Genomic DNA, 11,783 nt, shown 5'->3' with positions numbered 1-11,783 from the left:
GGGCCTCAAACTGGCCCGCGAGACTCAGATCGTAACGCCGCCGTCCACCAGCACGGCCTGGCCAGTCATGAAACGGCTTTCGTCACTCAGAAGATAGAGCACCAGCGGCGTGATATCGTCCACCGCAGCAAGACGCCCCATGGGCTGGCGGGCGATGAAGTCCTTTTCAGCCTGCACAGGATCGGCAGCAGAGGCGATACGGCCACGCAGCGAAGGCGTGTCCACCGTGCCGGGACACAGGGCATTGCAGCGGATGCCCTGCTTCACATAATCGGCTGCCACAGCCTTGGTCAGACCAATCACCGCCGCCTTGGTGGTGCCATAGGCGGTACGGTTGACAAATCCCTTGATGGAAGAGGCCATCGAAGCCATGTTGAGAATGGATGCTGATCCGGTTTCGCCCGCTCGTTCCAGCATCCCCGGCAGGAAAGCCCGGATCATGCGCATCATGGAGGTTACATTGACCGCCAGTGCCTGTTCCCAGTCCTCGTCCGTAATGTCGAGCACTGCGCCGTTGTGCACCATGCCCGCGCAGTTGAAGAGCCCATCCAGCGGACCAACTTCCCGCGCCAGCGCATCAATGGCGGTCCGGTCCGTCACGTCCAGCTTCATCGTTTCAAGGCCGGAGAGGCCCGTCAGCAGCGAGGCGTCACGGTCCGTGGCAATCACACGGGCGCCTTCTGCGGCCAAAGCTACAGCCGACGCTCGGCCCATGCCCTGACCGGCTGCCGTCACGAGAATAGTCTTGCCTGCAAGGCGCATCGCAGTCCTCCCGGATACCGGTTCCACCCCAGGGCCACCGGCCTTTCCTCCACCAGCCGCTCTTGCTGGCGGCTGTTCATATACGAACACCCTATTCACAAATAAACTGATATGCAACACTACAGATCAAAGGAACGAAGCACCCCGCCTGAAACTTGGGCGGGGACCGGGAGGACAGAACCATGAGCGATTCAGAGAGCGGCACAGAGCGCTATCGCGCTCCCGCACTGGACAAAGGGCTCGATATTCTCGAACTTCTGTCGGAACAATCGGCCGGCATGACCCGGGCCGAGATCGTCAAGGCCATGGGCCGCAGCCCCTCGGAAATTTACCGCATGCTGGAGCGGCTGGTGGCACGCGACTATGTGGTGCGTTCCTTTGGCGGCGACCGCTACGCCCTGTCGATGAAGCTGTTTGTGCTGGCCAACCGCCACCCGCCTGTGCGCCGCCTCGTGGCGCAGGCAACGCCGAAGCTGGACGTGTTTGCCCGCGACAGCCGCCAGTCCTGCCATCTCGCCGTTCCGGAGCGCGCCGCTGCCGTTGTCGTGGCGCAGGCAAGTCCCATGGACAGCTGGGAGTTCCGCGTGCGCACCGGCGCAAGGCTTGATCTTCTGGAAACGGGCTCAGGCCTCGTCCTGCTGGCCTTCCAGAACCCGGAGCGGCGGGCCGAAACGCTGGCCACCTGGGGCAGCAGCGCCCAGACAGCACGCCTGCATGAAGTGGAAGAGGAACTCGAACAGGTGCGGGCGGCCGGTTACCGTATCGCCGAAAGCGGCCAGCTTCTGGGCGTGCAGGACATTTCCGTGCCCGTCCTGGCTCCGGACGGCGACGCCATCGCCGTCCTGACCTGCCCCTATCTCGGCCGCCCCGCCAACGCGCCTTGCGCCAGCATCAGCGAGGTTCTGGACAGGTTGAAGGGGCTTGCGGGGGAACTCTCCCTCGCCTGACCCGGACTTGATTTCACCCGAAGATCACGCCCTTGCGGATAATGAAATTGCCATAGGCGCGCAGTTCGGTCGTCAGAACCACCGCGTAACAGCTCTTGGCGCGGGCGTAGAAGTCGTAGCGCTCCAGCGAGGCCATGGATGCCTTTTCCGCATCGAACAGGGGCTTTGCCTCGGCCACGACGGGCGGAATGGCCGCGGCATCGCCCACCACCTGCATAGTGAAGACCGGATCGCCGTCGAATGTATCCACTGGCAGAAGGGTGAGAATGGCTTCCACCGCCGTCACCGCCGGACAATCCATGCGCAGCGGCACCCCATGCACTGTGTGGCGGGCGGTCGATTCAGCCGGAAAATTGGCATCGACGATCGCAATCTCGTCCCCATGCCCCATGGCGGCCAGAACCATCAGTAGTTCCGGGCTGATGAGCGGATGAATGCCCTTGAGCATGACGGAAATCCTCCCTGCCCGCAGAATTGGAATCTCTAAACAGCTGCGCGGGCGGGCGGCAGATTAGCGGGCTGAGGGATGAGGTCAACGGGGGAGCGGATTGGATGGCGCCGATGGGGCAGAGCGCTGCCCCACTCACAGCCGTCACCCCGGGCGAAGCGCAGCGCAGCCCCGGGGTCCACTCACGTGCAGAGAGAGGTTGCTGTCCGGAGCGGCGCGGCAAAGTCTGGGCGGCATGTCTCACCGCTGTGCATCAGCCTTACCACTCTGCGAACGAATAGGCCCCGGCGGATTCCATGGATTGGGGGCCAGGGCGACCGCCGGGAAAGCCGCAAGGCCCAACGTCCCTGGCAGGTCCCCGCACAAGGCGGGGACGGCGCGGTGTAAGTGTCTTCCTGCCGGGCAGCGCTGCATCATCTCTGCATTCCAGAAACAATGCATCGCGCCTCCTCTCACCCCGGCGTGTATGCCAGGCTTGCGATGTCCACGGCCTTGCCGGTCATGGCGGATTGCTGGGCGGCGAGGCCCATGGCGACCGCCCACCAGCCATCATTCAGCGCCACTTCAACCGGCGCACCGGCGGTGACCGCCTTCTGGAAGCGCTGGTGCTGGTAGAAGGTGGAACCATTGTGGTCACCGGCATCCAGCAGTTGCGGATCGACCGGCACTTCAAGCACCACAGGCCCTTGCGGCTGGCGCGGCGAAACGATGACCTGCGGCACCGGCGGTTCGCCCAGATGCTCCGGCCAGAAGCGGCCCGGCCCCGGAACGAGGCATTCGATCTTGCCCTTCGGCCCGACGGCGGAAATCTCCTCCTGATAGCGCGAGCCTTCCGCAAACATGCAAAGCTCCAGCATGGCGCGGGCGCCGGAGGCGAAATCCACGATCACATAGGCATGGTCCCAGATGTCGGATCGCTCGCCTGCATAAACCTCGTTCAGATGGTTCACCGCCTGCCCGCCGGAGGCCATCACCCGCACCGGATCGGACTTGAGGATGTGGCGCATCAGATCGAAGAAGTGGCAGCATTTTTCCACCAGCGTGCCACCGGTGTTGCGGTTGAAGCGGTTCCAGTCGCCGACCTTCTCCAGGAACGGAAAGCGGTGCTCGCGGATGGTCAGCATGCGGATGCCGCCGGTCACCCTGTCCGCTTCCTCGATCATCTTTGCGACCGGCGGCATGTAGCGGTATTCCATCGCCACCCAAATCGGCGCGGGATAGGCAGCCCGCAGCGCAGCAAGGCGCGGGGCATCTTCCGGGGCAGTGAACAGCGGCTTTTCCACGATCACCGGCAGCGGCCGGACGGATGCGATTTCCTCAAGCTGGCTGAGATGCAGGAAGTTGGGGCTTGCGATCAGCAGGCAGTTGATCTCCGGCACATCCAGAAGATCCGCAACGGACGCCACCATTCGGGCACCGGGCACAGCTGCGGCAGCGCGGGCACGCATGTCTGCATCGGGCTCGTAGATTGCTGCGACAGACGCCCCCTCCAGCAGGGCAATGTTGCGCAGGTGCTCCTGCCCCATCATGCCGCAGCCGATGATTCCATACGTCAGATCCAAGATGCTTCCCCTATTTGAGACGCGCCACGTAGCGCGCCACGTTATGATCGAACCAGGTGCGGGAAACCTCCGCCCGCTGCCCGTCCTGTCCATGACTGATGCGAAGGATGTGCGGCACCGGTGCACCCGGCGCGAGGCCGAAATTGGCAGGCGCCCAGTCCGGCACATGGTCCAGCCCCACCTGATCCTCGGCCTTGACAATCCACAGGCCGAGCCGGGTGCGGTAGAAGAGATAGAGCGACTCTGACAGCTCTTGCGCCGTCACATGCTGCACGTAGGAGCCGTCGAGCCAGATCTCCTCCACAGCTGCAATCTGCCCCGAAAGACGCCGCAGGCGGCGGATGCGATGCCCCTCTTCGCCCTGTCCGAAAGGCGGCAGGTAATCCGGCTTTGCCAGCCGGTCCACGGACAGCACCTCCGCCGTCGGCAAGCCCCCCTTGATCAGCTCCAGCCGGAACATGGCATAGAGACTCTTCGGATCACTCACCGCGCGGACGTAATTTCCAGAGCCCTGAACGCGTTCCAGAAGCCCGCGATTCTGCAATTCCGCCAAGGCCTTGCGCAGGGTGCCGACAGCGATCCCCATCTCCGCCGCCATGTCCCGTTCGGGCGGCAGGCGCATGCCGTCGATCAGCCGTCCGGCGGCTATGTCGCGCACCAGCAATTCAGCAATCTGCATGTAGATCGGAAGGCTGCCCTTGCTCTGTGTCATCGCGTTCCGGCCATGGGATGAGGCACCCGGGGAGTGGATCGAAGAAAATTGATACACTATTGATTTACATCAATGCAGGTGATACGCAAGTGGAAACTGCGGCTCAAAAGGGGAGTATGATGACCGTTGTTCCCGTGACCTCCGCCGATCTCGACGCGTCCGAAGTGTCCTGGTTTGCGGCTCTTTGTTCCGACGATTACGCCTATCTCGGCGTGCCGGACGGCAGCCTGCGCTCCAGCTGGGAGCACTGCTCCTCGATCGTTCAGAAGGCGGAAAGCCTTGGCTTCCGCAACATCCTGTGCCCCTCCTCCTATCAGGTTGGGCAGGACACGCTGAGCTTCGTGGCCGGCTGCGCGCCCATTACGGAGCGCATCAACATGCTGGCGGCCATCCGCTGCGGCGAAATGCAGCCGATCATGCTGGCACGCACGGTGGCGACGCTCGATCACATGCTCAAGGGCCGCCTGACGCTCAACGTCATCAGCTCGGACTTCCCGGGTGAAGTTGCTGACAGCGCCTTCCGCTACAAGCGAAGCCACGAGGTGGTTCAGATCCTGCGCCAGGCCTGGACACGCGAGACTATCGACCATGAGGGCGAGGTCTATCAGTTCAAGGGCGTATCGACGGAACCGGCTCGGCCCTATCAGCAGAACGGCGGCCCCCTGCTCTATTTCGGCGGCTATTCACCGGACGCGCTGGAGCTGTGCGGTGCCCAGTGTGACGTCTATCTGATGTGGCCCGAGACCAAGGACCAGCTGGCAGAGCGGATGAAGGCCGTGCATGAGCGCGCCGCCGCCCATGGCCGCACACTCGACTATGGCCTGCGCGTTCACATGATTGTCCGCGACACGGAAGCCGAAGCCCGCGAATATGCCGAACATCTCGTCTCTAAGCTCGATGATGAATACGGCAAACTGATCCGCGACCGGGCACACGACTCGATCTCGCTGGGCGTTGCCCATCAGGCCCGCGCGCGGGAACTGGCGGACAAGTTCGGCTATATCGAGCCGCATCTGTGGACAGGCATTGGGCGTGCGCGCTCGGGCTGCGGTGCGGCGCTCGTCGGCTCCACCGATCAGGTTTTGTCGGAGATTGAATCCTACCGGAAGATGGGCATCCGTGCCTTCATCTTCTCCGGCTATCCGCATCTGGAGGAAGCCGGTCACTTCGGAACCAAGGTCCTGCCCGAGCTCAAGACCTGTTCCTTGCCCCATGAATATGGCCGAGTGCCAAGCGAGACGCCCGCCACTCCGCTGGGCGTGGGAGAACGCCGCTAATGAACCGCATTGATCTCACCAAAGACCTGAGCCTCAGCCGCATCGTCTACGGCATGTGGCGCATCGGTGACGACAGCAACACCAGCCCGGCGCATGTTCAGGCCAAGATCGAAAGCTGTCTGGCGCAGGGCATCACCACGCTGGATCAGGCCGACATTTACGGCGGCTACACCGCCGAAGCGATCCTTGGCGGCGCGCTGAAGGCATCGCCGCAGCTGCGCGACAAGGTGGAACTCGTCACCAAATGCGGCATCGTCGCCCCGGTCGGCCGCTATGCAGACCGCCGGGTGAAGTACTACGACACCACTGCCGGTCACATTACCGCGTCGGTCGAGGCCTCCTTGCGCGACATGGGCACGGACCGGATCGATCTGCTGCTGATCCACCGGCCCGACCCGCTGATCGACCACGAAGAAACCGGCAAGGCGCTGGATGGTCTTGTGGCCTCCGGCAAGGTGCGCAGCGTTGGAGTATCCAATTTCCGCCCCTGGGACTTCTCACTGTTGCAGTCGGCGATGAGCAGCAAGCTCGTCACCAACCAGATCGAGATAAGCCTTGTGGCAACCGAATGTTTCATCAACGGCGATCTGGCCTATCTTCAGGAACGCGCGATTGCCCCCATGGCCTGGTCGCCGCTTGGCGGCGGCTCACTCTTCGGCGAGGACAACCGCCAGCTTCTGGCGGCACTGGAGCGGATTGGCTCGGCACAGGGCATTGATGCAACCGCCGTCGCCGTTGCCTGGCTGCTGCGCCATCCGGCACGGATCATTCCAGTGATGGGCACCAACAACATCGAGCGGATCAGCAAGATCAGCGATGCAGCCAAGGTGGAGATGGACCGGCAGACCTGGTTCGAGCTCTACACCCTCGCCATCGGCAAGGATGTTCCGTAATGATGGCGGCGAACGGGCACTTTTCCGGACGGGATGAGCGGCTGTTCGTGCCAGGCGCGGACACATCGCGCGAGTTCCGCAACGCGCTGGGCACCTTTGCCACGGGCGTAACGGTGGTGACGGCAATGGGTGATCAAGGCCCGATGGGCATGACGGCCAACAGCTTCACCTCGCTGTCGCTGGACCCGCCGCTGGTGCTGTGGTCGCCGGCCAAAAGCTCATCCAAGCACGGCGGCTTCACCACCGCCGGGCATTTCACCATCCATGTGCTGAGCGAGGAGCAGGACAACCTCAGCACCTGTTTTACCCGTGGCGGTACTGGCTTTGACGGGCTGGATTGGGCGTTCAATGCGGAAGGCACGCCGGTCATTCCTGGCACGCTCGCCCGCTTCGAGTGCGCCCTGCACGCCGTTCACGACGGTGGGGACCATTCCATTGTCATCGGACGGGTGCTACGCGTAGCACAGCGCGATGGCGCACCGCTTTGCTTCTCGCAGGGCACTTTCGGACGGTTTGCCCGAATGACCTGACAAATCAGGCCATTCGAGTGTGGCAGCCGCGCCGGGAGACCGCGGCTGGTGGGAGGAAGATGATGGCTTTCATTCTGGCACTTGCCAGATACCTGGGCCTTGTCAACGGCGCGGCGCTGGCCGCAGGCCGCTGGATCGGGGCAGGCTGCGTCGGGCTGATGGTTACCATCATCCTGATACAGGTATTTTTCCGTTACGTGCTCAACGACGCCCCCGCCTGGACGGAAGAGGCGTCACGTTTCCTTATGCTCTGGATGACCGGCTTGATGGTACCCACGGCCTTTCGCCGGGGTGGTTTCGTTGGCATCGACATGCTGGTGATTCTGCTGCCGCGCTTCGTGGCCGGCGTGCTCAATCTCGTTCTGCTCATGTTGATTGCCGGCCTCCTGTTCTACGCAATGAAGCTGGGCTGGAAGGAAGTCACAGGCATTGGCGGGCGTTTTGCGATGGCGGCAATTTCCGTGCCTGCATCGCTGGACCTTTCCGTCTGGATGAAGGTTCCCCGCGCCTGGATGATGGCCTCGCTCGCAGTCGGCTGTACGGCAATGTTCTCCGTCTGCATCGAGCTGATCCTGCGCAGCCTCATTTCACTGGCGGGCGCTGAACGCCAGCTTACACCGATTGCCGAAACTCAGTCTCTGGGAGCGGAGTGATGCTCAGTCTTTTCCTGCCGCTCTTTCTGCTGCTGCTATTCCTCGGTCTGCCCGTCGTCTTCGGCCTGATCATGGCACCAGCCGCTCTGCTTGCAATCAACGGGCAAGAGCGTGAAATTGCCCTGCTCTACCGCAATGTCTACAACGGCATGGACAGTTTCCCGCTGATGGCGATCCCCTTCTTCATGCTCGCAGGCGAGCTGATGAACCGGGCGGGCATCACCATGCGCCTCGTGGAATTTGCGCAGGCCATGATTGGCCATCTGCGCGGAGGCCTGGCGCATGTAAACATCATGTCCTCCATGCTCTTTGCCGGATTGTCCGGCTCGGCGGTGGCTGATGTTTCGGCGCTCGGCTCCATGCTCATTCCCGCCATGGAGAAGCAGGGCTACACCCGCCGTTTTGCTGCCGCCGTCACTGCGGCCTCGTCCATCATCGGCCCGATCATCCCGCCTTCCGGCATCATGATCATCTATGCCTATGTGATGAACCAGAGCGTTGCTGCCCTGTTCCTTGCAGGCATCGTGCCGGGCATCCTCATTGGCCTCAGTCTGATGGTCATCGTCTGGCTGCAGGCCGACCGGGAGAACCTGCCTGCCGCAACAACGCGTGCCTCGTGGGCTGACAGACGCAAGGCAAGCCTCTCGGCCTTCTGGCCGCTGCTGACGCCGGTGATCATTCTCGGCGGCATCCTGGGCGGTGTCTTCACACCGACGGAAGCCTCGGCCATTGCCGTGGGCTATGCCTTCTTCATCGGCCTCTTCGTCATGCGCACGCTGAAGCTGAGCGAGATCCCGGACGTGCTGACGCGCGCCGGCATGACCTCCGCCGTGGTGCTGCTGCTGGTGGGCGCAGCCATGGCCTTCAAGACCGTCGCCAGCCTTGCCCACACGCCGGAACTTCTGGCCGAGATCATCCTTGGCCTCAGCAACAATCCGCTGGTGCTGCTGTTCCTGATCAACATCCTGCTGTTCATCGTCGGCATGTTCCTGGATGCAGGGCCTGCCATCATCATCCTGGGCCCCATCCTTGGTCCGATCTTCACCTCCATGGGCGTGGATCCGATCCATTTTGCCATCATCATGGCGGTGAACCTGACCGTTGGCCTGCTCACCCCGCCCATGGGCCTCGTGCTCTTCGTCACCTCATCCGTATCCGGCCTGAGGGTGGAGACCATTGCCCGGGCAACACTGCCGTTCCTGGCGGCGGAAGTGGCCGTGATCTTCCTGATCACCTACTTCCCTGCCATCTGCCTCACCGTCCCCCGCCTTCTGGGGTTCGTGAACTGACTTGAGTAAAAGGGAGGAACTGGAATGCTCAAGGCACTTCTGAAAACCGTGCTGCTGGCCAGCACACTGTCCATGGCCACTATGGCGCAGGCCGCAGACATCACCCTGCGCGCCACCGCCAACTCCAACGAGAATGACGAGGATTATGACGGCCTCGTCGTCTTCAAGAATTACGTCGAGAATGCCTCAAACGGCGCGATTGCCGTGGAGCTGTTCATCGGCACCCAGCTCTGCGCCACGGGCGAGGAATGCCTTCAGGGCGTCGCGGACGGCAACATCGACATCTACATCTCCACCTCCGGCGGTGCAGCGGGCCTCTTCCCCTATATTCAGGTGCTGGACCTGCCGTATCTCATGAGCGACGACCGGGTGGCAGAGGCCGTGCTGACCGGCCCCTTCACCCGCGAACTGCGCGCCAAGGCGCTCGCCGACAGCGACAACAAGATCCGCCTGATGACCATCGGCAACACCGGCGGCTGGCGCAACTATGCCAACACCAAGGGCACAGTGAAGACCCCGGCAGACCTCAAGGGCCTGAAGATGCGCACCGTCCCGGCCGACCTGCCGCAGCAGGTGGCCACCGCCGTCGGCGCCTCCCCCACCCCCGTTCCGTGGCCGGAACTCTTCACCGCCCTGCAGACCGGCGTTGTTGAAGGCACGGCCAACGGCATCACCGACATCATGAACATGAAGTTCACCGATGCGGGCGTGAAGTACATCACCCTCGATGGCCACTCCTACATGGGCGCCTTCTGGTGGATGTCGAACGACCGCTTCCTGTCGCTGTCGCCGGAGCAGCGCAAAGTGGTGGCCGATGGCTTCGCCGCGCTGCAGCAGGCCACCTTCGCCAGCCCGAAGCGCAAGGAAATCGCCGCCTATCAGGACTTCCTGAAAGCCGGTGGCGAGATCTACGTGCCGACCGCCGAGGAAAAGGCCGCCTTCAAGGAGGCCGTTGCCCCGGTGTTCGACTGGTTCAAGACCAAGGTTACGGGGGGATGAAGTCTTCGCCATGTTCACCACGGCCGTGGCTGAAGCCGAGGAAATCGTTAACGCAGAGCGCGCCGCAGAAACGGCCGACTGACATTGATCCAGCAGGACGGGGCGCGCTCCGTCCTGCTTTTTGGGAACCTCGGATATGACCGGAGTAGCCTCTCCTCCCTCGTGGGGCAATGTTTACAACGGACGCATGGCGCGGGAACGCACCGTCCTTTGGCCGCAGCCCCCTCTCCCCCTTGAGGGGAGATGTCTGCGTCAGCAGACAGAGGGAGGTGGCAGCGCCTCAGTACGGCAGGATCTCTCTTATAGACGGACAGTCCGTTACCCCCTCTGCCCCCTACCGGGGGCATCTCCTCCTCAAGGGGGAGAGGAATTGGTGCCTGACTGGCTGTCCGTTGTAAACGTTGCGCCACGAGGGGGCGCGGGCTGAAAGGCCTTGCCGTAGATTCCAGCCACAAACACCAACCGCAAACAGGCCCAGACCAGATATCCTTTCATCTGTCCTGAAACAAAAATTCCTGCCCCGCGAAAACAGCGGCTCTCAAGACAGGCACCGGAGTATCCGGTGCGTCTCTTTGCGCCCAATCCTGAAGGTTCACATCATGGCCACTCCAGATCAGGCCTTTCCTCCTGCTCAGAGCGGAGAGACTTCGCTTGCGGCGCGCATGCGCCTGCGTTTCCCCGGCCTTTCCATCGCCGTGCTGATTGCGCTCGCCTCCGCCTTCCTGTCGGAGCATTACGGCGCGCCGGCCATGCTGCTGGCGATCCTCATCGGCCTCGCGCTGCATTTCCTCTCAGATGATCCGCGCATGCTGCCGGGGCTGGAGTTTGCGGCCAAGAGCCTCCTGCGCGCCGGGATCACGCTGCTCGGCCTCAGGATCAGCCTCGGCATGTTTGCAGATCTCGGGCTGCCGATGCTTCTGGTGCTGGCAAGCGCCGTTGCCCTGACCATCGGCTTTGGCATGGCCGTCTCGCGCCTCTTCGGGCAGGAGAGCCGCTTCGGCCTGCTCACGGGCGGCGCCGTCGCCATTTGCGGGGCGTCCGCCGCCATGGCCATCGCCGCCGTACTACCGCGCAAATCGGCCCATGAGGCCGAGCGGGACATGGTGTTTGCCGTCTTTGGCGTCACGATGATGTCGACACTCGCCATGATCGGCTACCCGATCCTCGCCGCCGCTCTGGGCATGAGCGATCAGGTAACCGGCGTTTTCCTCGGCGCAACGATCCACGATGTGGCGCAGGTGGTGGGCGCCGGCTTCTCCGTCTCCGAAACAACCGGCGACATGGCCGTGCTGGTGAAGCTGATCCGCGTTACCATGCTGGCGCCCGTGGTGCTGCTGATCGCCCTCGCCTTCCGCCGATCCGTGCCCTCCGATGCCAAGCGTCCGCCGCTGGTGCCGCTGTTTGTCCTCGGCTTTCTGGCGCTGGCCATTCTCAATTCCATCATCGAAATCCCGGCCTTCGTTGCAGAAGGCGCCAATGCGGCCTCCCGCTGGGCGCTGCTGGCGGCCATCGGCGCGGTCGGCGTCAAGACCTCCCTGCCCAACATCATGAGCGTTGGCCGCCGCGCCATTGCGCTGCTGGTTGCCGAAACCGTGTTCCTCGCAGGCTTCATCCTGATCTGCGTCGAGTTCCTGCCGCTCGACCGGCTGCATTAAAGTTCTCCACCCTTGCCCTTCCCTGCCAGTTTTGCGAGGGTCACAGTCTGCCGCTC

General features: G+C 63.0%; 12 protein-coding genes. 8 read left to right on the top strand and 4 right to left on the bottom strand.

The window, feature by feature from the left end; translation table 11 throughout:
- Positions 1-24 precede the first annotated feature (24 nt).
- Positions 25-762: an SDR family oxidoreductase gene (locus tag ACQB61_RS06595; protein WP_430511983.1), complete on the bottom strand. Its 738-nt coding sequence runs from the start codon at positions 760-762 to the stop codon at positions 25-27.
- A 182-nt stretch (positions 763-944) separates the two neighbouring features.
- On the opposite strand from ACQB61_RS06595, the gene ACQB61_RS06590 reads away from it, so the two are divergent.
- On the top strand, positions 945-1,709 hold the full coding sequence (locus ACQB61_RS06590; protein WP_430511982.1) for an IclR family transcriptional regulator: 765 nt from the start codon (positions 945-947) through the stop codon (positions 1,707-1,709).
- A gap of 13 nt (positions 1,710-1,722) precedes the next feature.
- Here the strand turns inward: ACQB61_RS06590 and ACQB61_RS06585 are convergent, their stop codons facing one another.
- The 3 genes from ACQB61_RS06585 to ACQB61_RS06575 all read right to left on the bottom strand — a co-directional run bounded on the left by ACQB61_RS06585 (position 1,723) and on the right by ACQB61_RS06575 (position 4,431).
- On the bottom strand, positions 1,723-2,157 hold the full coding sequence (locus tag ACQB61_RS06585) for an RbsD/FucU family protein (protein ID WP_430511981.1): 435 nt from the start codon (positions 2,155-2,157) through the stop codon (positions 1,723-1,725).
- A gap of 452 nt (positions 2,158-2,609) precedes the next feature.
- Entirely contained in the window at positions 2,610-3,722 is a 1,113-nt protein-coding gene (locus ACQB61_RS06580) for a Gfo/Idh/MocA family protein (RefSeq protein ID WP_430514314.1), read from the bottom strand.
- Positions 3,723-3,729: 7 nt separating this feature from the next.
- Entirely contained in the window at positions 3,730-4,431 is a 702-nt protein-coding gene (locus ACQB61_RS06575) for a GntR family transcriptional regulator (RefSeq protein WP_430511980.1), read from the bottom strand.
- Positions 4,432-4,550: 119 nt separating this feature from the next.
- Between ACQB61_RS06575 and ACQB61_RS06570 the strand changes: the two genes are divergently transcribed.
- From ACQB61_RS06570 to ACQB61_RS06540, 7 genes are all read left to right on the top strand, one after another.
- Complete coding sequence (locus ACQB61_RS06570; protein WP_430511979.1) at positions 4,551-5,708, top strand: LLM class flavin-dependent oxidoreductase; 1,158 nt, start codon at positions 4,551-4,553, stop codon at positions 5,706-5,708.
- Positions 5,708-6,601: an aldo/keto reductase gene (locus ACQB61_RS06565; protein ID WP_430511978.1), complete on the top strand. Its 894-nt coding sequence runs from the start codon at positions 5,708-5,710 to the stop codon at positions 6,599-6,601. Before ACQB61_RS06570 ends, ACQB61_RS06565 begins: the two co-directional genes overlap by 1 nt.
- Positions 6,601-7,131: a flavin reductase family protein gene (locus ACQB61_RS06560; protein ID WP_430511977.1), complete on the top strand. Its 531-nt coding sequence runs from the start codon at positions 6,601-6,603 to the stop codon at positions 7,129-7,131. The genes ACQB61_RS06565 and ACQB61_RS06560 overlap by 1 nt, the downstream gene beginning before the upstream one ends.
- Positions 7,132-7,193: 62 nt before the next feature.
- On the top strand, positions 7,194-7,784 hold the full coding sequence (locus ACQB61_RS06555) for a TRAP transporter small permease (protein WP_430511976.1): 591 nt from the start codon (positions 7,194-7,196) through the stop codon (positions 7,782-7,784).
- Entirely contained in the window at positions 7,784-9,073 is a 1,290-nt protein-coding gene (locus ACQB61_RS06550; RefSeq protein ID WP_430511975.1) for a TRAP transporter large permease, read from the top strand. Before ACQB61_RS06555 ends, ACQB61_RS06550 begins: the two co-directional genes overlap by 1 nt.
- Positions 9,074-9,097: 24 nt before the next feature.
- Complete coding sequence (gene dctP, locus ACQB61_RS06545) at positions 9,098-10,072, top strand: TRAP transporter substrate-binding protein DctP (RefSeq protein ID WP_430511974.1); 975 nt, start codon at positions 9,098-9,100, stop codon at positions 10,070-10,072.
- A 599-nt stretch (positions 10,073-10,671) separates the two neighbouring features.
- Positions 10,672-11,727, top strand: coding sequence for a YeiH family protein (locus tag ACQB61_RS06540; protein ID WP_430511973.1), 1,056 nt, complete (start codon positions 10,672-10,674; stop codon positions 11,725-11,727).
- Positions 11,728-11,783: the final 56 nt, after the last annotated feature.

The sequence above is a fragment of the Pannonibacter phragmitetus genome (assembly GCF_050510895.1).
GTDB lineage: Bacteria > Pseudomonadota > Alphaproteobacteria > Rhizobiales > Stappiaceae > Pannonibacter > Pannonibacter phragmitetus_B.
This window is presented reverse-complemented; position numbering and strand designations above follow the sequence as displayed.